We start from the raw sequence: 21,791 nt of genomic DNA, 5'->3' as shown, positions 1-21,791 counted from the left end.
GGCTCCCGCCACCGATCACGCGCGATCGGCATCAATCGTCATTTCGCCACCGTTCGCTTGACGCATGAGCGACTCGAGCACCTGTCGGTCCATATCGACCCGCTCGCAGGTATCGAAGACAAAACAAAGCGAGACAGCCGGGTGGATCCAGAACGTGCTCCGCGTGTCCATCCGTTCGCCGTCATGGACCGTAAGCGCAAATGGTTCGTTGCGTCGAAGCTTCATCAGAACAATGGTTTTGAGGTGCACCAGTTGGTGATCGATGATCTGCTTTCGATCGATGTTGTTGCCGTAGATGAGCGTGCCGATGATCCAGGCTCCCGTCCTCCGTGCTAGGTAGCACCCTCGGGCCCTCTCGTCGGTGGCGAGGTTGTCGTCAACGAGTCCCGGGGTACGTGAACCCTTCGACCTTACGAACTCGAGCGCGTATCGTCTGTCGGACAAAGAGCGGGTAGCTAAGATCATCCATTTCCGATATATTATCTGCTTCTGATGGTAGAGGCTAGCGTCCAATCTCGTCTGCTCAAGAACCTCAATGCGTCAGTGGTTCGGTAGTCCAGGAAGCACGCAACCACCGAAGGCCTTCTCGCTGATCGCCACGGCACTCAACAGAGCGACCCCCGAGCACGATCCCCTTCCTTGCTAGCCACGCGAGGTCGACGTGACCGAGGTGAAAGCAACGTCGGCTCCCCCAAGGCAAGTTAGCCCATCTGCGCACCACGCGATCGCCCTTGTTGCATAGTCGGCATCGAGGCACGGATCATGTGGGCCGTCTGACATGTTTAGCTTAAAAATTTTGGTCTAAAGTTGGAGATGCGATAAGCTTTGATAAGTAAACCAGGAGGATGGAGTTGAGATGGACCTGAAGCGGATTGCCGCCGGAGCGACGGTCGCAGTGGTACTCGCCGTGGGAGGGAGCGTGGCGGTAGCCACACCAGCCCATGCCGCGTTGCGCACCTGGTACGGCAACTACTCATCAGAATCGACCTGCTGGACCGGGGTGAACGACAAGGTTGTCCAGCTTCTGCGTACCGGGCAGGCCAAGAGTATTCACCGGGTCGACTGCACCAAGAAGCCCTCAGGTGGTTGGTCGGGGATGGTGAGCTACAACGAGAACTATTAGCAAACTTCTCGAACCATCGGAGAGGCGGGCTGACAGCGCTGATCGAAACCCCAAGAGCGCCGTCCACGAGGGCGTCCGAGAGGAGGTAGTTGGTACGTTCGTGCAGCAACCGCGTGGATGAGAGGGGCGGATCGCATGGACGGTGATACCAGTGCACCTCTTCCCGCCGGCAGTGGCGTGCCATCTGCACAGCCATCGAGCGACGAGTGACACGTAGTCGAGCAGCGTTTACCCCTCCGGAGCAAGTCTCCGCGCGAGACCGCCACATAGTGTGGACAGCGGACGACTGAGGGCATTAGCTAGTCTCGGACCGGCGGTAATGCCGTTGCCGCCGCGGTTGACGACGAGGTCGCAGGGCTACGCTTACCCAGGGAGCGTATTGCCTTCCCGAGGTCCCGCCAGCTCAAACAATACGATTGCACTGCTCAAGGCGAGCGTTCGATGAATGCTCTCCGTGCGTTGCACAGTGACCCGTGGAGCACGGATTTCGCAGTGACGTTCGTGCGGCGCTTGAGTCGCTCCCGACCTCCCCATCGCCTGCGAGTTGTTCCAGCGCATTTCCGCCCGGAAATCGGGAGCCGCCGAAGCGGTGCAACCGTTCACCCACTCACCCAGGCTTCGATTACCTGCAGGGCATAGCGCGGTGCAGCACCTGGTAGACGCGCTCGCGAAGAAACAGGCATAAGACTCGTCAGTTCAAGAGCTGATTGTGGGCAACTCGGGTGATAGGCGTTGAACGCGCCCTGCAACGCACGGCGCAGACTCTTTCACGCGCCTGTGACTGAGCAAGAATCGGACACATGGAGCAGCTGTTGGCGTCAATACTCGAGCGGTAGGATCGTTGGAGGATGTTCCGAGGGCAGTACCCGGTAGCTTTTCGCAATCTGCATAATGACGTCGCGGAACACGGGAGAGGCTGCACCGGAGGTGTTCATGAGGACTGGATCGGCGATGTTGACGGAGACGACGTATTGCGGCGCCTCGGCGGGAAAGAACCCGCTCATCGACACAAGGTAGCTATCGCTGTACCCGCCAAACCCGTCGGGCTGTTGCGCGGTACTAGTCTTCATCGCAACTCGGTAGTTCTCAACCTCGACATCACCGGCGACCCAGCTAGCACGGTCTTCGGTCTCGAGGATGTCGGCCGCATCCTTCGCTGTTCGTTCGGAGAATACTCGTTCGCCATCCTCTTGCCGCGTCTTTAGGACTGTGCCGTCGACAGATTCGCAGGCTTCGATGAGCTGCAGGGGCATTCGTACCCCGTTGTTCGCAACTGTTTGATAGAGGCTCGCGCCTTGTACCGCAGTAGTTGCTAGGCCCTGACCGAACATCGTCGCATAGACAGTTTGGTTGTCCCACTCCTCAACATCCGCCAGGATGCCGCCCGACTCACCGGGGAATCCGACAGCGGTTGGAGAGGTCTGACCGAGTGCTTGGAAGTAGTCGAAACGACGACGGTTCGTGAGACGTTCGGCGAGCTGGGCGATGCCCGTATTGGAGGAATGCACCATCACTCCCGTAAGCGTCAGTGATTGATCGTCGTGTGGGGCAGTGTCGTTGATGTCCGCGCCGTTGTCTGCGAGATAGCGGTAGGGAGCGAGAACGCGGGATGAGGGTGTCGCTTTGCCCTCTTCGAGCAGCGCAAGCATAGTCAGCGTCTTGTACGTTGAGCCCGGCTCGAATGGAGCAGTAAACGCGCGCGATCCGCGGTGTTCGACGGGCGTGCCGTCGACGTTTCCGGGGTCGACGCTCGGATACTCCGCGACCGTCAGCAACTTGCCTGTTGCGGCTTCGACGATCGTCACGGCACCCCAGCTCCCTCCTACCGCCTCAATACGTTCCGCGAGGGCTTGTTGGGCGAACCATTGCAGATCGGCATCGATGGTGAGGGTTACGTCACCGCCAGCGTGCGCGAGATGCGTCTGCGTGGTGCCGGGCAGCGGAACTCCCTGACGGGACCGTTCGTAGCGGGTGAACCCGTTCGCCGCGCGCAGACAGTCATCGGTTAGCAGTTCCACCCCAGCCAATGCCGTTCCATCGTCGCCCAGGAAGCCGACGAGGTTGCCCGCCACTGCGCCGAGGGGGTAGCTGCGGCCCGCTCGTTCAGCGAAATACAACCAGGGCACGTCAAGCGCATCGAGCGCCCTGAACTGCGCAAAGCTCACTGCCTCCGACAGCCGAGCCCAGTTTGAGTGTGGGTCGACCGCGAGAGCTCCGTCGATGATGGCCAAGACCTGCTGCCCCGACATCTGCATCACCTCTCCGATCTCCGCGGCCGCGATTTTGAGCTCGATCACTTGCTCGTCTCCGTCGACAATGCGCGAAAAGTCCGCAGCGTCCGCAGGCGACACAGTGACCTCGAAGTGAGGTACCGACAACGCAAGGACACGACCCGAGCGGTCCAGGATGCTACCTCGAGCCCCAAAGGTCGTCGACCCACTGCGTAGCTTCTCCTGCGCGTCCGCGACAAGCGTCGGTCCACGAACAATCTGCACCTCGATCAACCGCAGCGCCAACAGGATGGTGAGGGCCCAAACCGCGATCAGTACCCAACTCGCCCGACCGCGTAGCAACCTCCGTGACGCCATCCGCCTTCCCCCACTCAGCACTCTAAAAGTAAAACCATCTAGAATGCTAACGGGTAACAGTGAAAGGTGGAAAGTGCAAAAGGAAGTGTCTCGCGTAGGCGTTGTGACCGCAGCGATGTTCGTGGCGCTGTTCGCGGCAGTCTCCTCGATTCAGGTGTTGCAGGTGGATGAGCTCAACGCATCGCCGCTGAACAGCCGAACGGCGCTTACGCAGCTGGAAGCACCGCGCGGGCGGATACTGGTCGGCGGTGTTCCCATCGCGGAGTCCGTCCCCAGCGAAGATCCATACCGGCATCAGCGGGTCTACACCGCCGGCCCGGTCTACGCACCAGTCACGGGGTACCTAAGTATTTTGCCCAGCGCAACGGGTGTCGAGCGGGCCTACGGTTCCGAGTTGACCGGCGAGGGCGAGTCGCAATGGGTACGGCGGCTGGAGCGAGTTTTCAGTGGAGGCGACGTGATGACGAACGATGTTGAGTTGACGCTCGACTCGACTGTGCAGCAGGCAGCCTATGACGCATTGACCGATCGAGGTCTGACTGGTTCGGTTGTGGCGATGGAACCCTCAACGGGGAGAATTCTGGCGATGGTATCAACGCCGTCGTATGACCCGGGCGCGCTTGCAGGCCATGACCCTGATGCTGTTTCTGCAACCTACGCTGACCTCGAAGCTGACCCTGCGGAGCCGCTTGTGAATCGAGCGCTTGGGGGGTCGCTGAACCCGCCCGGGTCCGTGTTCAAGCTCGTCACCGCTTCCGCGGCGCTGGAGAGCGGGGAGTACGATCCGGAGTCACTGTTCGCAAACCCGGCACGGATCGGACTTCCCGGGAGCGAGAGTGTGGTTCGCAACGCAACAGGCCTCGCGTGCGGGCCCGGGGATGAGGTCACCCTCGCCCGAGCCATCGCCCAATCGTGCAACGTGCCTTTCGTGCAACTCGGACCTGCGCTTGGCGAATCGACACTACGTGCCATGGCGGAGGCATACGGGTTCGACCGGAACATCGAGATCCCGCTAGACGTGACACCGAGCAGCATGCGGGACGGGATGTCTGAGGCGCAGGTGGCATTGTCCGCATTCGGTCAAGATGACGTGCGCGCCACCCCCCTGCAGATCGCCATGGTGAGCGCCGCGATCGCAAACCGCGGCGTCCTGATGACGCCTCGCCTCGTCGACGCCGTCATCGATCCTGTCAACGGCCGCTCCTCACCCACTGAGCCCAGCATCTTTTCCCGACCGATCAGTCCATCGACCAGTGCAGCCCTCACTGAAATGATGTTGACCGGCGTCACGTCAGGGGCAGCAATGAACGCTGCGATCCGGGGTGTGGATGTCGCCGGCAAAACTGGGACGGCAGAAAATGGTCCGGACGATCCGTTCAGTCTGTGGTTCACCGGCTTCGCGCCCGCTCACGCTCCGCGCATCGCCATCACCGTTCTCATCGAGGACGGCGGAGGACGCGGGCAAGCCGGCTCCGGGAGCGAAATCGCTGCACCCATCGCCCGCGAGGTGCTCGAAGCGGCGGGGATCTCCTCATGAGCATCCCGACGCCATTCAACCCTTGGAAACCAGAGACCGCGGCCCAAACTCGCCGAAACGGCCCCCGATCCAAAGTACCCTCGGTACGCGGCCTCGGACTGCTCATTGCGGTGGTCGGGCTCTCCGCCTGCAGCACGTCTGCTCCCGTCGCATCTTCCGGTAGCTCCAGCCTGGATGCTCCGGCAGCAGATGCCGTCTCGGCTCCGGTGTCGCTCCTGCCGGATATCAGCTGCGGTTCGGCTGTGAATGATGATCACCTGGCGGCACTGTTCGGCAAAGCGCTTCCTGCCGTGCCGGCCGACATTGGTGACGCAGCAGTGCTGATCGAGGGAGGTCTCAGCTGCCGCTTCGCCGCAGGCGGGCAGTCCCTCGACATCCGTGTCGCACCCAATGGCGGCGACCATTGGGCGAACTTCAACTCCGCGTACGCGCACACCGAATGGTCGACCGAAGTGGGTGACATCTCTGGCTTGACCTGCGAGACCCCTGGAGAGCCGACATACGAGGGACGGTGCGAGCTTCACATGCGGGTCGGTGACACCTTCGTCGAGCTGGTCGCGAAGGGATCCTCCGCGTCGCACAACAAACCAGGCGAAGCGCTCAGCGCTCTCGCTCAGATCGTTGCGAGACGAGTGCCGCAGCCGACAACCCAGACCCCTCCGTCTCGGAAGGCACGTTGCGAGGAACTGATGGATGTCGCGGAGATCAGACGCATCCTGGACGCGGAAGGGCCTCAACCATGGACATTCGCGCCGCCCACGGCCGTCGCCTATACCCTCGCAGCTGATTCCATCCATCGCGTTGGCGGTACTTCCTGCGAACTCGGCGTAAGCGGCAAGGCAGCCGCGGTGTCGTATCAGCTCGTGCCAGCCGGCGCCTGGGTATTCGGTGCCGAATCACCACTGGAGACCGCGCAGGGTGAACCGATGACGTTCGACCGCGGTCGCGGCATCCTCGACCGCAGCTCCCAGCCGACCGTCCATCTCACCGATGGAGATCACTGGATTCGCCTCCGCATTCCCGCCGGTGCCAACGAAGCGGCCATCCCTGCTCTCGCCGACCTAGTCCTCGGAGCTTTGCGGTGACCATGCAGCCCGCACCTGCCACCCCGCGCCGCCGCACACCACGCCGACTGGCCGCGGGGATCCTACTCGCCACGGTCCTGACCTCGTCGATCTACACGTCACTCACCCTCGCCGGGCCGCCACCCGCGGCAACCGCCATCGTGGCCTTGCCGTCCATGTCCGCTGCCAACCCGACCGCGGTGCAGTGGCCGGAATTCGGCAGAGGCGCCGTCGGCGCGCTCGGCTTCGACGGCATTCTGGACAGCCACGGGCCTACCGATTCGTTCCCCATCGCGAGTATCACGAAAGTCATCACCGCCCTCGTTGTCCTCAGCGTGGCACCGCTGAAGGCGGGCGAAGACGGACCAGACATCACGATGACCGAGGCTGACGTCGACCACTACTTCGAAGCGATTGCTGAGAACGGGTCAAACGCCCCAGTGGTCGCTGGCACCGTACTGACCGAGCGCCAGCTCCTCGAGGCAATGATGCTGCCCTCGGCCAACAACTACAGCGTCACACTCGCCGAATGGGCATTCGGATCAGTTGAGCGGTACCTGGAAGCGGCCAATGCATGGTTGCTGGCACATAACCTCACCGGCACAACGGTCACCAATACCAGCGGAATTGGCCCGAGCAATACCAGCACCACACAGGACCTGGTCGCCCTCGGATCGCTCGCCTTGGCTCACCCTGTACTGTCCGAAGTGACCGCCCTCACCGAATCCCAGCTTCCCGGCGCAGGCACGATCCGCAACCTCAACACCCTCCTCGGAATCGAGGGAATCTTCGGTATCAAAACTGGAACGGACGACGAATCAGGGGCGTGTATCCTCTTCGCGGCGACCATCCCAGTCGGGACTCGAAGCGTCACGGTCGTGGGCGTGATCCTCGGAGCGGATTCCCGCGCCGAGCGGGACAGCGCAGCTCTTGGGGTGGTGCGAAGCATATCGGCGGGATTTCACGAGGCCCCGCTCATCACCGCCGGCGAGGTCGTGGGCACCTATCAAACACCATGGGGGCAGCGCGCCGATCTCGTAGCAACTGAATCGGTTTCCGTACTGCTGTGGCAGGACGCCACCGTCACGACCACCGCGGAGACGAGTCCTATCACCACTGTCACGCAAGACACCCGCGTGGGCACACTGACATTTTCACTTCCGGCTGCATCATCGGGCGGAGCGCGGACCGTGGACGTCCCCCTTCACGTGACGTCGGGAATAACGTACCCAGACCCTTGGTGGCGTCTGACTCACCCCTGATCGTCACTAGATATGAGTCCGCTTGATCGCTCTATTGTCCTGATGGAGGCGTATATTCCGGCAGCTGCCGCGTTGCGGAGGCATAAGGGATCTTACGATCGCCATAGAGCCGATCCGCTCGATGAGGTCGACTCTCGCATTGTTGAGGCCAGACGGTCATCAGGGTTGACGTCCGCCCGCCTCACTCGTCAGCGACGCGGACGACTCAGAGGCTGACTAATTGATCCGAGGAGAGCGTCCATCCCTGGGCGAGGGGCAGCAAGCTCAGCGGCGGACCGAACGCGCTATGTCGAGCTACCGGATTTTCTAGCTGGCTCGTGTCGAGACGGCGTGCTGAATGCCACTTCTGCGAGATGGCCAGTGTGGTGTAGAAGACGAGATATCCCGCTGGGGCAAGCTGACGGCGCAGGCCATTCTCGTCAAAGACCTGCACTGCACCGCGGAGAACTTTGGACAGGTGCCAATGGAGTGCCGTGGGATAGCTCGGATTGGGCTCAATACACCGTGTTTCAGAGGGACTCAAGGAATCGGCGTACTCCCTGAATCAGCTCGACGGGAGGGGAAGCCGTGTGTCTAGTTACGTCGCATTTGAGCCGCTCTTTGTGATCACATCGACCTGTTCAGAGTCGAGGTATCGGAAACTCTGAGGTGGTTTCACGCCGAGAAGTGCGCGCAATGCCGCAAGTGTGACGGGTCGTTCCCAGGCTCGATGGTCCTCCACCTCAAGAAGGGTCGAGGCTTCAGACCGTCCAGGTATGGGCCAAGCGCATCCTCAGCGATCTCGATCTCCTTGGAGTGCAGCGTCCGCACTTGCTCGGGAGGCATGCTGCTTGTGCTTTCGAGACCTCTCCCGTCCATGGCTCTGCCGTGATCCAGGATACGCCAGCGCCGTCATGCGAGACCGATCGGGGCTGGCCTGCTACTAGGTCGGCTTCTCGGGTTGCGGCGTAGCGGCGGGACCTCTTTCAGTCCAGAGAGTGCGGAGGACGGCAAGGACGTCCTCGAGGGAGACGTCCGAGTCAGCGCTCACCTCGACCAAGTCTCGGATACGTTCGACGACGGCTTGCGGCGCTCGGGACGCGCCGGGGGCGACGCGGGTGCCGGCGGCGGTGCGGGTGATCACTAGGCCTTCCTGTTCGAGTGTTCGATACGCTTTTGCCGCAGTGGCCTGTGCTACGGCGTAATCACGTGCAGTTTGCCGCACCGTAGGCAGACGTTCGCCGTCTCCGAGAAGGCCGGATCGGATCGCTCCGCGGTACAGCTCCACAATCTCCTCAGCTGAGCTTGGACCACAGTTGGCGGCCGCCTTCACCGGAGCATTCCGGCGGTATCAGTTGCGGCAGTGCGGGCGATGCGGCGTCTTGATCGCAAAGTGTCCGCGGCGATCCTCAATGCCAAGGCGACGCCTGCGCCTTGCAGTGCATATCCGGTGAGATTCAGGGGTTCTGCAATCGCCCTGTAGCCGCCAGTGATTGAGAGCTTGGTGATCGAGACGTTCTCGGAGACCCACTCCTCGTCGAGCCCGACCGTCGAGAGGCCGGAAGTGCCCACGTGCATGAGCACGGCGCCGAGCGTCGCAACGAGTCCCGCCAACAGGATGAGAGTGAGCAATCGCGCAGCCGCCTTCCTGTCCACCGTCGCAGTCGGCGCGGCAGAGCGGACCGGGAGCGCTCGATTAGCATCCGCTCGGAGGGTGACGACGAGCATGGCGGCCGCAATACCGAGAACGAGGAATGTGGCGGCGTGGTTCGGCCAGCCAGCGCCGGGCACGTAGCCGAAGCCGTTGAAGCTCATGTAGATCGGCAACGTCGTGTAGTGGGGCACCTGACCGAAGAACGGCCCGTCCGCCGGCGCCGAGACGGCGATCGACACTTGCCAACCCGCCACGATCACGATCACGGCCGCGCAGGCGGCCGCTACGACCAGGAGACGCTGCGGTGCGAACGCGGACCAGGACCGCTGCGGAGCGACAGCACGATCCGTGGGTTTAGGCTGCGGCGACCGACCCAGAGTGAATCCGGCGGCTGCAACGACGACTGCCGCCACGAGTAGCGGCAGAGGGCGTCTCCACCAGCCGTCATACCCGGACCAGTCCCAAGTTGACGCCGCGAGAGCACTGGCCACCGTCGCTGCCACTACCACGAGAAGTGGCCCTACTACCCCCACCCAGAGCAAGGTAGACCGGCGGCGTTCGACTTGAGGCACCGAGAGGATGCGACGCGGATAGAGCCAGGAGAGGGCGAAGAGGGCAAATCCAAACGTCAGTGCCACCTCGAGAGGCAGCAGGTTCTCGATAGTCAGCAGGAACGTCAAGAGCAATGCGGCCTCCTCCAGTCAGATCGACCCCAAAGACAGCGGCCGTTTGTACTGCGACGGTAGCACATGTTTGTGCTACCTTCGCAGATCAAGCCCCGCCATGATCGGGGAACCTCCGCCTTGTCGACGTGCGCCGTCTCGCTACACGAAGTCATCTGGAGTCTCCCGAGGCTGAATCGGAAATGCTGTGGAGCTAGCTAGACCTAGCGGCGAGGCGCGCCAACCCTGGACGCATCCCGCCCCTCTCGCCGACCGCACGGGTCCAGCTTCACCGGCCCAACGCATTCCTTGTGGAAATTACTACGACGCACGAAGTTGCTTAACTATGAGTCAAGTGTTCTAATTGGTCGCATGGACAGGTCCCCCTCAAACCCGGATGGCGCAGCGTTCGCTCGCGACACGCTTGGCGTGATCGTTGCAGATCGCTCCCGACTGGCTGAACGAGTGACTGCTGAAACCTGGTGGGTTGCTCCGGCACAGGCTTTCTCAGTCGCCGCGATAATCGCCGCCCCAGCCGCAGGCATTGCCGGTCCGATGAACGTCGTAACCGGACTTGCTGCTCTCGCCCTATTCGGCATTGAGTACAACTTTCGAAAGCGGACCGGGATCGCGACCAACCGTCCAGCCGGCCCGGCAAGTCTGATGGTGCTGATCGTGCTGTGCGCCATGACAGTCGCAGCTTTTGCCGCCTCCCTCACTCTCGCAACAAACGGCGAACTCTCTTGGATCATCGCGTTGGCATCCGCCGGGTTCATAATCATGCTTATGGGCGTCGCGATTTACGACAGGTGCTACGCCCGGGACCTGCGACGTGCCCCCTGAACCACGCTTCGATGAGGCAATCCACGCTCTGACGCGGTTGCGGCTCTGCGCGCTACTGAGACCGTTGGACACCGCCGACTTCGGCACCCTCGTCAGCACCCTCAGAGTGAGCGACGCGAACCTGTCAAAGACAATTCGCAACCTCATCGAGATCGGCTACATGCAGACCTCGAAGCAGGCATCACTCGAACGGTCAGATTCCCGTCGCACCACTACCGTTTCGCTTACCCCCCGTGGACGAGCTGCATTCGACGGACACATTGCAGCGCTACGTAATCTCGCTGACACGTAACCGCTCCAGCACCCATAAGCCAGACCCTCAGACGCGGCGTGGTGCGCAGCTAGCGGTTTCAGTCCTCCCGGTTGGCACGTCGTAGTACCGCCGAGTTAGAAGACGGGCCCAGTGCCCCGCTCAGCCCAAAAAGAGGTTGGTAGTACACGCAATACGGATTCCCGCCAGGCTGCTTAACGTCTCGGAAACCTATAGGTTTACGAGACACAAGGCTCCTCGGCGATCCAGGCCAGCTCGGGCGCGAAGGTCCTGCCTGCACTCTCTGAAAATCGCCCACTGAACGACCGGCTAACCTAGACGGCGTTGGCTGACAGTCGTTTCCTGCAATTCGCCCTACTAGCATGTGAGTTATGAAGTCCTGAACCTTCTTCGATTCCTACCCAGCACGCCCTCTTCGGGGCGATCGAAAGGTTCACCATGTCCACTTCCCCGCCCTTGCACGGCAAGACCGCCCTCGTCACCGGCGTTTCACGACGACGCGGCATCGGGTTCGCCGTCGCCACGAAGCTCGCCTCACTCGGCGCCAACGTCGCCATCCACCATCACGGCCCGCACGACCTCGACCTCCCCTGGGGCGGAGACGACATCGACGCGGTCCGCGCCGAAGTCCGTGCCCACCTCACAGAGGGCGCCCAGTTCGCAGACGTCCCCGCAGACCTGTCGGACCCTTCCACCGTCCCCGACCTCATCGCCGCCGCCGCCGGCCTCGCCGGAGGGCTCGACGTCCTCGTCTGCAACCACGCGAAGAGCGGGAACGACGGCAGCATTCTCGACATGACACCGGAGCGGCTGAGCGCGTTCTGGGAAGTCAACACCCGATCCACCCTGCTGCTTACCGCCGAGTTCGCACGGCTCCGTGCACCTCGAACTGACGAACCGCGCCGGCCTGGAGACCGGATCACCGGCAACGCGCCATACGCCGAGGCGCAGGGTCACGTGTTCTGGATGACGTCCGGACAGATTCATGGAGCTATGCGCGGAGAGGTCGCCTACGCCACAAGCAAGGCAGCACTCGCCGGGGTCACCGCTACAGTCGCCGCCGAGCTCCTCGAGCTTGGAATCGTCCTTAACACGATCAACCCCGGTCCGGTCAACACCGGATACATGGACCCCGACACCACCGATCGCTCCTTCGAGAACTTCAACCAGTACCTCGCAAGCACACCATTCGGTCGCGTCGGCACACCAGGGGACCCAGCGGAACTCATCGGGTGGCTGGCAACGCCAGCGGGAAGCTGGGTCGTAGGACAAGTACTCACGTCGGACGGCGGATTCGCGCTGTAACTGCATCTGCGCGGAAGGGGTCCGTTGGCAGCAACTGCGGAGCGGCCTATGACCCGTCCGGTAGCCGATCGTCGAACGGGCGGATCCTGGCGCGCGACGACTGGATCCCATTGGCCGATACGATCTACGCCTGGCGTGTAGCTCCGGAGTATCCCTCTTGAAAGAAGGCGCGGCTATGACTTAGCGGTTCACCGTCGAGGAGCAGTGGCCGGAGCTTTCGCACAGCTCGATGAGACACAGCGCAATAGCGTGCGTCAGTCGCTCGCAGCTGGCTGGCACGAAGGGTTCAAGGCAACTCGTGAGGACGTCGAGAACGTCACCAATTACCCGCGCGGCGCGATTGATCTTGCGGAGTACTTTCGACGCGCCAAGGCTACCGTTCGCCTCGCGGTCGCGTCGGCGACGGGCGCTGAGAGGCGCGCCCCGGCATGGTCGCTATCAGCAGAATTAGAGGCGGTCGTCGGTACTCCTACCGGCGGCCGCCTTCGTTCTTCGTCTGCGCAGGTCGCGCGCTATCTCGGGTCAACCCCTCCGGAGCACCGTCACAACGTCTCATGCAGGGGCGTCGGCGTCGCGCGGAATCGCGGGAAAAGCCATCGGTCGCGAGATCCTGCATCTAACGCAACTCATGGTCTTACTGAGCTGATAATATCTCTCATGACAGTTCGAGTGATTGATCTGGGGATTGCTACGTCTGAACCCGCTCGCCAGAGGCCAATCGGATCAGGGCCCGCTGCAACTCTCCTGGACCCGCGACTGCTTGCAATAGCGTTTGGTCATGTGGATAACCGAGCATGCCAGCGCAGTTGAACTAGTTCCCGGGTGGATCGGTGCGATCGCCGCCGCGGTCGGCGCGCTGGTGGCGATCGTGGCGATTGCTTTGACATACCGTCAACTCAGACTCACCTCGATTCAAATTCGTGATTCCGCGAAGCGCGAGTCGCAGAACAGCGAGGATCAGACGCGGCCGTACGTCGGTCTCGATGTCGTGACGAGTGTCGGCGGGTCCCCTGCGTTTGACCTGGTGATCGCGAACTTCGGACGCACGACCGCTCGCCGCATTGTGCTGTCGATCGTAGAACGCGAGTTCGAGGCGCAGTCCGATCAAGACGCCATTGGGCCAGCGCTTGGGCGCTTGTTCGCCGTCCCGTTTGATTTGGCTCCGGGTGCACGCCGACGGGTCTTTTGGCATTTTCCGGATGACGAAAACAGTACGCCTGGAGGGAGTCTCGGTGCTCCTGCGGTTGGCGAGCTTCGCGCGGCGTACGTATGGGAGCCAGGGGGAAACGAGCCCGAGCGCCACTACGTAGAGCACCTTCGCTAGGACCTCTCGGAGTACGCCAAGCTCATTCCTATGCCGGCTGCCGGGTCTACTGCACAGGGCAAGCGCGACGATCCTGCTGTGACAGCCCAGAACTCAGTTCATACGTTGCGGGCGATTGCCCGGCACCTCGGAGAGCTACGCCGCTGAACGCCGTTCGAACTCGGTGGGATGACGAATCAGTCCTGCAGTGAGTCGATGAAAGCCCTCAGTTCGAAGCTCAGCTCGGCTGCATCCTTGCCCGTGGCAGCAGTGAGCTGGGAGAACAACCACTCGTAGCTGACTGAGGATGCAAGCAGCAGCGGCAAGACGTCCAAGGACAGCTCGTCCTGGTCGCCCAGTTCTGCGCTGATCGCCCCGTCGTGGTTGAGCTTTTCCATCGATGTGTTGAAAGCACGCGTTCTGGCGTCATCCGACTCGGCCCCGGTGTATCCAGAGTAGAAGTCGAGGAGTGTGTGCGCGGTGTTCCGAGCGGAGGTATTCATGCCGCGACCGTACAGGCACGCACCGACAGCGAAAACTCTGGCAGACGCGTTGCGCCGCCTTTTGGTCTGAACAACGGATCGGGACTGTGAGCGCTCGTAGCGCTAGCTAGGTGAAGCTCTCAGCAATCACCCGCCCGTCCGCCACGGAGCTGTCTCTGCGCGTAGACGACCAGTCGGTGTAGTTCAGCGGCGCGTCCACCCGGGCTGTTCGTAGACGATTCGTCCCCATCTCACGTGCTCGCACACCCGAGTGCAAGCGCTGCGCTTGGGGCGCCGGTGCCAACTGTCAGAACGTGAAGAAGGGGCCTGGACACTATGTCCGGGCCCCTTCTCCGTGTCAGGTCAGCAGCTGTTAACCCAGGGTGACCCTGACCCCCGTCAGTGGACCCGCGATCGAGATGAGGCTGCCCGCGGGGACGGTCCCGCTGCACGTGGTCGCCGGACTCAGGTAGCAGACCGAACCGGAGTATCCACCCGAGTAGTAGGAGCCACGGCCGGGCCAGTTGCCCGTCGCGGTTCCGGTGCCGACGAATGAACGGTCCACCGCGAGGTTGACACCGCGCCAGCAGGCAACGTTGCCGCCCGAGCAGGTCGTGCCGACTGACGGCGCACGTGCGGCGACGGGATCAGCGGCGGATTCCTCGCTCGGGGCGACGAAGCGCGCCTCACCCTGCCGCGATGAATACGAGACACCCTCGATCGGCGTCACGCTCGTGATGGTGTTGGTCTCGGCGTCGATGACCATGTGCACCGGACCCATGTCCGTGAAATCCGTCTGGCCGTTGAACTCCAGCTGCACGACGTCGCCGTCGCCGGTGCCGTCGTTCTCCGCGGCACCCGCGGGTGCTGTCGCTGCGCCGGTGATGACCAATGCGACACAGAGCGCCGCAATCCCCCCGAAAGCCTTCCGGATAGACATATATGTATTCCTCCCCATCTGATCGATTTGACCAGGAATGCTCCCAACCTAACCGGGCGAGACTTTGTGTCACAACAGGCGGGCGGCTCGGCGGGAAGGAAAACAGGGCGGCTCGGAAGCCGCCCCGCCCATGGACATCAGCCATCGTCGGCTCTTTAACCACTGGCCGCGTCATCGTGACACTTCTTGCTCATTCGTGGTGATCGAGGGGTCGGATCTGTTCGATGCCGTCAAGGACGGGCCGATGTACTGGCGGCTGTGGGACCACGCGATCGCTGCGGACGGTTACCGCACGCGCTTGCTTCACTTCGTGGAGAAACACTCGTGCAGCGGGAACGTCCTGATTTCGAGGACCTAACCCATCGTCTCCTCCTCGAGGTGATGATCGTTGACGACCACCCGCGGCCCGGTAGGAAGGATGCGACGCGTGCCCGCGAAGCGGCCATTCTCCGAGAACTGCGCGAGGCAGGGTTCGAGCAGATGACTCCCAACGCTTCGCTACTGGCCGCGGTTGACAGCGGGCTACCAACGGAACAGGACCACAACTACCGCGCCTACGTGGATCACTTTGCAACCGTCGTGGTCAAGCATTCGCATAAGATCAGCGCTTACCGAGCACAGCGCCCCGGCTTCGACCTAGGGTTCCTAGTATTCGACGAGTCCACTGCCTATTTTGAGTCTCTGGCCGCAAGAATCCCCGAGCAAAGTGCCGGCAACCCAACGCGAGTCTCGCAACCGCAGGTATTCGAGTCTCGAGTACCGCACCCGCTCAGCCCTCAACACTCGCGCTTGGGGCGAGGCCCAGACGGCCTTCGCAGCGAGCGGCTCCGCAAGATCCGCTGCGCCGGACCACTTCGCCTCGATCCCGCGAGACTGGTGGGCGAATGTCGCTAGTTCATCAGGAATGCCTCGAAGATGTCGCGCAGCACCTGCGGGTCCCCGCCGCGAAGTAGCCACTCACCAGGCGTCACCCGTCTGCCGTCGACCTGGGCGCTTCGTTGCGGAGTCTCCATGAAGCCGAGCACCGTCGCCGGGTGCATGTCGACCGGAATCGACGCGATCAGGAATGCCAGGTGGGGCAGCAGCAGCTGCCGCCTGTCGTCGGTGAACTGCCAACACGGGTATCGCCACCGCCCCCGCGAGCGGAAGGCATACAGGTTGCCTGTGCTGCGCAGTCGTCGCAGCTCGGCTATATCGAGACCGAGCCGTTCGGCCACCACGTTTGCGCTCAGCGACGCGTCGATCGTGTCCTGGCGGGTCTTTCGCTCGCGTGCTTCGAGGTCACCTCGAGCGACCCTCTCTGAGACCTCGGCGAGACGTTCGGCCGTGAACGTACCTGATTCGATGAGGAACGCGATCTGTACCGCGGACAGGGCACCATCACCTGGATCCGCTTCGCGGGTCATGATCGCACCAGCGGCAGCCGATGGGCTCGGGGAACGACAGGGAGGTTCAGCATGGCTCGCTCCACGTTGATTCGGGTTCGCTGACGAAGAACGAGGAAAGCGGGTTGGGCGGGACCGGTACGAGTAGCTGTTCCCACTCCACAGAGGTGACGGCTCTGCTTGTCGATGGGGGACAAGCATCGATTGCTCGAACTACCTGACGGGTCGAAACGCCGAGTGCCTGGGCGAAGGTTCTGTGGGTGCGGATGCCGTCGTCCAACATTGCGTGCAGAAGTTCGATGTTGAGTTCGAGGATTTCCGTGCCTGGCCAGTTGAGGTGGGCGCTCACTGCTGGGGTTGCCGTCACGGGCTCCCAGATCTGGTGCGCTTGGAGGAATGCTTGCCCGTATCGGTCAATTTCTTCTTGGAGTTCGAGCGTCATCCGCGTTCGGAAGTCGGTGTACTGGGCGACGTCATCGTGGGTGAACCCGAGCTGCAGCTCTGCGGGCAACTGGTCCGAGGACGTCGCGCTGAGGCGCTGCCACAGGTAGCGGCGGGCGTGCCGCAGTCGCGGTGCTCCGCCAGGGTCGGTGTGGACGCTGTCGGCGAGCGTCTCCCAGTGTGTCCGTGGCAACATTTCCGCCGTGGGCAGTTCCAATCGGCGGCGATAGTTGATGGGGTTGGGACCGTCATCGATCGTGCGCGCAAGCTCGCTGATGCCGGCGAGGAGCGCAGTTGTCTGCGCGGGCGTGCCCAGCATGTTCGCTCGCAGGACGGCCGCGAGGTTGCTCTCTTCGTGGTCGCGTGCTTGATCGTTCAACCCGACCGCGCGCACAGCGATGGTGAGCGCGTGCGCCAGTGTCGTGGCGTCGACGTTGCCACCAAGGTCGAAGCGGCTGCACCAGGCCGGCCAGAGCAGTTCCGGGATGCGGTCCCTCCGCGTCTGGAAATACACGGTCCGAGCTCGGTGGGCGTCCATGGTTGCCGGGGTGATGGCGGTGTCCCAGAGGATGCGCTGGGTGAGTGTGAGGTCCTGGTCGTGAGCGCGAAGCACCCACCCTCGGAGCTCATCCGACGCACCCGGCCAGCGGGTGAGGAGCTCGGTGGGGCTTCCCGGCCCATATCCGGCGCCCCTGGGCACGTGGGCGGGCGGCCGGGCGAACGTGGTCCGTCGAACCACCGGGGCACTGACGAACTCGCCCATATTCACGAGGGCCCATGCCGCGCCGATGAGCCCGGCCATCGCGTAGGCATTCTTCGGCGCGCTGATGCCGACGTGTTTCTCCTCGTCGAACAGACCACGCAGTTCTTGCTCATCGAGGCCACTCAACGAGCTGACGTCATCGAATGCACCGGCGCCGCGAAGCGCCGTTGCGACGGGTTGGAGGAGCGTGACGATGTGCTCGCCGGTGCCTGCTCGAAGGTGAGCGAAGATCGCTTCTTGCGCAGCCAATGGCGCTGATCCTGGCGCAAGACGCAGGTGCTCCCAGGTGTCCTCGAGCGGCGCCCGACAGTAGGTTCGTCGCGTTGCGCCGCGCAGTCCGATGTGGGCCCGGCAGCTGGAGGGGTTGAACAGATCAGTGTTCCGTCCGCGCATCTCAACGACCTCCCCTTGGCAGGTGGGGCAGGCATCGAGGAGGATGCGGCGGTGTGCGACACACGCGTATATCCAGGGGCTGCGCCAGAGGCTGCGGAACACTCCCGGTTCGTCTCGCAGACAGTCGGGGCAGTACCTCGTGCCGGCCTGCCATGACCACGGTCCACGTTTCGATATCCCCGCTGCCGGCTGTCCCTTCCTCCGATCGCGGAGCACGAGCAGGCTGCCGTCGAACACCTCCATCGTCGCCGCACGAAGTCGCGCCTCCTCGATGCCGGTGGCGTAGGAGATATTCGCGGCGATCGCCGGGTGCAACTGGGTTCCGATGTTGGTGACCGCAGCTGCGAGCAGGTTCTGCAACCCGAACGCGTCGAACATGGCCGCTCGCGAAACACGGAACGAGTGAGCCCACCGGCTGATGGCGCTATGCAACCATTCCCCCTCGAGCAGCCGCACGGGCGTACCAAGTCGCATCGGCGTATCCAGTACGACGGTCACGATGCTTGACGGTCCTGCAGATCCGGCCCGTCATCGTCACCTTCAGCACGCCGTGGTGCAGGATTGTCCGCTTCGAACTTCGCCATGCGTTGCGGGCGTTGACGTTCGACTTCGTCTTCCAGTTCGACGCTGTCGAGGATCTTCCGATCGATGGTCTCAGCACCGGTCTCGATGGCTGTCGCGGCGGCAAGATTGATCAGCAACACGAGAGAATTCAGGTATCCCTGGGTTCTGGCCCACATGTACTCGGCGAAGTTGTCGGCCAGCCAGCCCTCCTCCAGCGGAGCCTGCGTTAACCGGAGCCTGGATTCGAAGGAGAAGATCAGGTCAACCCAAGCGGTAAGTTCCCGCCGTCCTCCGATCTCCATCTTCGGGACGTCGACACGGATCCAACGGCCGCGGGAGTTTCGTGCGGCGACCTCAACAGCAGGAGCCCCCACCCCGCTCAGCACCCCATCGGCGTCGGTGCCGCCGAGGACGACCCGGAGGCCGAAGTTCGACATCCAACGAATGATGTTGTGCACATGTCGCCCGGTCTTGCCATCGAAGTTGACGTGCTGAATCTCGTCGATGATGACCAGCTGGACACCGCACTGCGCGACGGCTCGTTCGAACGCACGTTGCGGGTTCCGGTCAGAGGGCCAGCCGAGTTCATCACACAACAGCCGGATGACGTCGTAGCGGGTCATGGTGCTCTTCAGGTGGGCGTAGATGACAGGCCGGAACGTGGTGAGCGCCCTGGCGGTGCCGTCCTCGAGTTCAATGCTGCGGTGCAACGCCAGGCGCATCATCTCCTCCGCCGCGTGCGTTTTCAGCATCATCGTTTTCCCGACACCGGGCTCTCCGTTCAGGATCGGGATGTCTTGCTGGTGCAGGTCCGAGCGGATGGCGGAGTTGGCGATGAGGCGCAGCTTGCCCATGACGTCCCTGACGACGCTGGTCTCCAGCAACGGCACCATGCGCAGATACCGGGTGCGCTGCATCCGGTAGCGTTCTCGGTCGCGAGCGTTCATCGCCGCCAGTTGTGCGGGAGTAACGCGCCCAGGGTCGAGGACATCGTCGGCGTACACGTCACTGATCCAGGCGCGGTCCTCGGCGGTGAGTAACTCGTTGGGGTCGTCGTCTGGGGTGACAGAGAACCGGGAGGCGTTCACGATTCGGGCCGGTCACGGTGCCACCACGGGCGCAGACCTCGCGGACGTCGCGCGGAGCGCTGCGGGCCCTGCTCGTCCTGCGCTTCGGAAGTGTCATCGGGCTCGAATGGTTCGACGGGCGGCGGTTCATACGTGTTGGCACTGTCGCCGACGCCGCGATCGTGGGGTCGAGGTTCGGACGCAGGCGGGCGCTGTTCGTGTATTGCGTCGGGTTCTTCCTGGAGGGCTGCATCTCGTTGGGATTCGGTGAGTCGGTCCGTTCGTGCTTGCATGAGGTTGTTGGCGAGTTCGTCGTGTCGGATCCCTTCCGGCATACCCTGGTCGTGTTTGCCTGCGAAGATCTCGAGCAGGATGCGTTCGACGTCGTTTCGGCTGACCTTCTTGCCGGCGTATTTCTCGACGACGTGGGTGGTGTGCATCTCCCCGAACCGGGGAGTGTGTTCGTTCAAGTAGTGCCACCGCAGCGGGTGCAGCGTGCCATCGGCGTCAAAGCACCAGGCGATGCGGAGGTCGAACGGGTCGTAGAACACCCGCAGGTTTCCGGTCTTCATCACGACCGGGTCGCCCTGGAGCTCTCGCAAGATCGGGCTCTTGTAGTTCAGCAGTCGCACGCGAACTCGGCTCGGCTCGATCTTCGCCGTGATCGAGGGAAGGAACCGCACCCAGTCGTACTGGTACTCGACGTCTGCGAAAGCTCCGATCTTCTCGGCCAGGATGCTGAACATCACGTAGGGGCTCAACCGCACGAACGGGTCCTCGGGCAGGACCAGGCCCTCATGTGTGCGGTGGTTGTACAGGTCGATGCACTGGCGCAGCCGTCGTTCGTATTCGCCTGGTGTCATCAGGTCTTCGGCTTCTGGTGCGGTGCCTCGTTCGTGGACAGATCCGCCCGTGAAGCCCGGCATTAGTGCTTCGAACATGTCCTTGATCGTGCGGAACACGCGCTCGACTTGCGCCTTGTCGGTCGGGTTGTAAGAGCGTTGCGGTTCGTAGTGGATCCCGAGCCGCGCCATCTGCGCCGTCATGTACGTGGACACATACTGTTTGCCGTTGTCGACGACGACACCCTCGGGGTGGAACGCGGTCGAGTGGAACGACACGAACGCGCCGGGTCTGCCGATGAACGGTTGGTCGGCGATGGAGGTTTCATCCTCTGCCCACTCGGATGCCAGGGCCGCGGTCTTGGGTCGCAGCACATCGGCCAGGCACAGTCCGATCGCGTACTTCGTCGTGTTGTACGTGATAGCCAGTCCCACCACACATCGGGTGGCGAGATCGATGGCGAGCGTGACATCGAGGCGGACGACGCGACCGGTTCTGGGGTCTTTCACCCAGACATTCGACTTCGTGGTGTCGAACAACACCAGCTCCCCGGGACGGGTCGCCAGGCGCGTCACTCCCGAGGCTTTCGGAACGTTGGTCTGGGAGATGCGGTTCTTCGCGGTCGCCCCGAGGTGTGACCAGGCGCCGCGCCGCTCCTGCACCCTCCGACGAAGGGTTGCAGTTGAGGGCAGTTGCAACGTCGGGTGGGCTGTGGTCGCGTGGATCTGGAATGCCCGAACGAGTGCACTGTCGGACTTCGTCGAGCGCACGGCTTGGTCGTTCATGAAGCTCAGCAGGGCGTCCATGACCTCATCATCGGTTCGCCAGGCTCGGGGTTTACGGTACCTGCCGTCGAGGAGGTTCTGTCCGTCGCGCCACCGCTTCATGATCCGCTGCAGTCTTCGCATCTCGCTCTTGTGGAGCACGTTGAATCCCTTCATTGAGCCGCGGTCGCGTGTCTGTTCCGCGAGCAGTTTGGCGAGTCTGCGCCGGCGAAGCCCTTCGGGGACGCGGGCTGGATCGAGGTTGGGTGCGGGAGCATCCGTGTCGGGTTGGTGTGCGCGCCGGCCGGTGAGCATGATGTGGAGCAGGTCGGAGTCGTGATCCAGCCGCGCCTTGGAGCGTTCCGTGAGACGGTCTTCGATGTCATGCAGATGCGCGAGATCCTGGGGTGCCTTGTTGCCACGCAGCGCGCGTGCGATGTCGGTCACGGGCACTTCAGTGGGTTGGGTGCCGTCGAGCCGGGTGAGGACGACATAGGCGCCGACGTGCTGGATGATCATGCGAGTGCTGTGCCAGTCGAGTTCGATCCCTGGCCGAAT

General features: G+C 62.8%; 19 protein-coding genes. 9 read left to right on the top strand and 10 right to left on the bottom strand.

Annotation, left to right across the window (positions count from 1 at the left end; genetic code table 11):
• Positions 1-15: 15 nt before the first annotated feature.
• Positions 16-465 (bottom strand): DUF7882 family protein, encoded by a 450-nt coding sequence (locus tag B9Y95_RS09310; RefSeq protein WP_085511577.1) that lies wholly within the window; start codon positions 463-465, stop codon positions 16-18.
• Positions 466-856: 391 nt separating this feature from the next.
• Between B9Y95_RS09310 and B9Y95_RS20335 the strand changes: the two genes are divergently transcribed.
• Entirely contained in the window at positions 857-1,123 is a 267-nt protein-coding gene (locus B9Y95_RS20335; RefSeq protein WP_143736398.1) for a hypothetical protein, read from the top strand.
• Between the two features lie 818 nt (positions 1,124-1,941).
• On the opposite strand, the gene B9Y95_RS09305 is transcribed toward B9Y95_RS20335, so the two are convergent.
• Positions 1,942-3,618 carry a peptidoglycan D,D-transpeptidase FtsI family protein gene (locus B9Y95_RS09305; RefSeq protein ID WP_234994073.1) on the bottom strand — a complete coding sequence of 559 codons (1,677 nt, stop codon included), beginning with the start codon at positions 3,616-3,618 and terminating at the stop codon, positions 1,942-1,944.
• Positions 3,619-3,814: 196 nt separating this feature from the next.
• Between B9Y95_RS09305 and B9Y95_RS09300 the strand changes: the two genes are divergently transcribed.
• The 3 genes from B9Y95_RS09300 to B9Y95_RS09295 are packed head-to-tail and all read left to right on the top strand — an operon-like array spanning position 3,815 to position 7,574.
• Complete coding sequence (locus B9Y95_RS09300; RefSeq protein ID WP_327083095.1) at positions 3,815-5,248, top strand: peptidoglycan D,D-transpeptidase FtsI family protein; 1,434 nt, start codon at positions 3,815-3,817, stop codon at positions 5,246-5,248.
• Positions 5,245-6,333 (top strand): hypothetical protein, encoded by a 1,089-nt coding sequence (locus B9Y95_RS20330; protein ID WP_143736396.1) that lies wholly within the window; start codon positions 5,245-5,247, stop codon positions 6,331-6,333. Before B9Y95_RS09300 ends, B9Y95_RS20330 begins: the two co-directional genes overlap by 4 nt.
• A 2-nt stretch (positions 6,334-6,335) precedes the next feature.
• Positions 6,336-7,574, top strand: coding sequence for a D-alanyl-D-alanine carboxypeptidase family protein (locus B9Y95_RS09295; protein WP_234994072.1), 1,239 nt, complete (start codon positions 6,336-6,338; stop codon positions 7,572-7,574).
• Between the two features lie 922 nt (positions 7,575-8,496).
• Here B9Y95_RS09295 and B9Y95_RS09285 read toward each other — a convergent pair.
• Both B9Y95_RS09285 and B9Y95_RS09280 read right to left on the bottom strand, forming a co-directional pair.
• Positions 8,497-8,841 (bottom strand): GntR family transcriptional regulator, encoded by a 345-nt coding sequence (locus B9Y95_RS09285; protein ID WP_234994071.1) that lies wholly within the window; start codon positions 8,839-8,841, stop codon positions 8,497-8,499.
• A gap of 41 nt (positions 8,842-8,882) precedes the next feature.
• Positions 8,883-9,893: a hypothetical protein gene (locus B9Y95_RS09280; protein WP_085511571.1), complete on the bottom strand. Its 1,011-nt coding sequence runs from the start codon at positions 9,891-9,893 to the stop codon at positions 8,883-8,885.
• A 348-nt stretch (positions 9,894-10,241) separates the two neighbouring features.
• Between B9Y95_RS09280 and B9Y95_RS20325 the strand changes: the two genes are divergently transcribed.
• The 5 genes from B9Y95_RS20325 to B9Y95_RS09255 all read left to right on the top strand — a co-directional run bounded on the left by B9Y95_RS20325 (position 10,242) and on the right by B9Y95_RS09255 (position 13,612).
• Positions 10,242-10,712 carry a hypothetical protein gene (locus B9Y95_RS20325; RefSeq protein ID WP_143736395.1) on the top strand — a complete coding sequence of 157 codons (471 nt, stop codon included), beginning with the start codon at positions 10,242-10,244 and terminating at the stop codon, positions 10,710-10,712.
• Positions 10,702-11,004, top strand: coding sequence for a transcriptional regulator (locus tag B9Y95_RS09270; RefSeq protein ID WP_085511569.1), 303 nt, complete (start codon positions 10,702-10,704; stop codon positions 11,002-11,004). The genes B9Y95_RS20325 and B9Y95_RS09270 overlap by 11 nt, the downstream gene beginning before the upstream one ends.
• A 417-nt stretch (positions 11,005-11,421) precedes the next feature.
• Complete coding sequence (locus tag B9Y95_RS09265) at positions 11,422-12,288, top strand: SDR family oxidoreductase (protein WP_085511568.1); 867 nt, start codon at positions 11,422-11,424, stop codon at positions 12,286-12,288.
• A gap of 204 nt (positions 12,289-12,492) precedes the next feature.
• Positions 12,493-13,098 carry an antitoxin VbhA family protein gene (locus B9Y95_RS20640; RefSeq protein WP_327083094.1) on the top strand — a complete coding sequence of 202 codons (606 nt, stop codon included), beginning with the start codon at positions 12,493-12,495 and terminating at the stop codon, positions 13,096-13,098.
• Positions 13,067-13,612, top strand: coding sequence for a hypothetical protein (locus B9Y95_RS09255; protein WP_085511567.1), 546 nt, complete (start codon positions 13,067-13,069; stop codon positions 13,610-13,612). The genes B9Y95_RS20640 and B9Y95_RS09255 overlap by 32 nt, the downstream gene beginning before the upstream one ends.
• A 176-nt stretch (positions 13,613-13,788) precedes the next feature.
• Here B9Y95_RS09255 and B9Y95_RS09250 read toward each other — a convergent pair whose 3' ends face one another.
• The 6 genes from B9Y95_RS09250 to B9Y95_RS09220 form a co-directional block, all read right to left on the bottom strand.
• Positions 13,789-14,094 carry a hypothetical protein gene (locus B9Y95_RS09250; RefSeq protein WP_085511566.1) on the bottom strand — a complete coding sequence of 102 codons (306 nt, stop codon included), beginning with the start codon at positions 14,092-14,094 and terminating at the stop codon, positions 13,789-13,791.
• Between the two features lie 352 nt (positions 14,095-14,446).
• Complete coding sequence (locus B9Y95_RS09245) at positions 14,447-15,013, bottom strand: hypothetical protein (RefSeq protein WP_143736393.1); 567 nt, start codon at positions 15,011-15,013, stop codon at positions 14,447-14,449.
• Between the two features lie 890 nt (positions 15,014-15,903).
• The gene (locus B9Y95_RS09235) at positions 15,904-16,419 is read right to left on the bottom strand and encodes a MerR family transcriptional regulator (protein ID WP_085511563.1); all 516 of its coding nucleotides are present in this window, start codon (positions 16,417-16,419) and stop codon (positions 15,904-15,906) included.
• A 46-nt stretch (positions 16,420-16,465) separates the two neighbouring features.
• Positions 16,466-18,493: a TniQ family protein gene (locus tag B9Y95_RS09230; protein ID WP_143736391.1), complete on the bottom strand. Its 2,028-nt coding sequence runs from the start codon at positions 18,491-18,493 to the stop codon at positions 16,466-16,468.
• Positions 18,490-19,647 carry an ATP-binding protein gene (locus B9Y95_RS09225; RefSeq protein ID WP_085511561.1) on the bottom strand — a complete coding sequence of 386 codons (1,158 nt, stop codon included), beginning with the start codon at positions 19,645-19,647 and terminating at the stop codon, positions 18,490-18,492. Before B9Y95_RS09225 ends, B9Y95_RS09230 begins: the two co-directional genes overlap by 4 nt.
• On the bottom strand, positions 19,644-21,752 hold the full coding sequence (locus B9Y95_RS09220) for a Mu transposase C-terminal domain-containing protein (RefSeq protein ID WP_085511560.1): 2,109 nt from the start codon (positions 21,750-21,752) through the stop codon (positions 19,644-19,646). Before B9Y95_RS09220 ends, B9Y95_RS09225 begins: the two co-directional genes overlap by 4 nt.
• Positions 21,753-21,791: the final 39 nt, after the last annotated feature.

Source organism: Plantibacter flavus (assembly GCF_900177615.1).
Lineage (GTDB): Bacteria > Actinomycetota > Actinomycetes > Actinomycetales > Microbacteriaceae > Plantibacter > Plantibacter flavus.
This window is presented reverse-complemented; position numbering and strand designations above follow the sequence as displayed.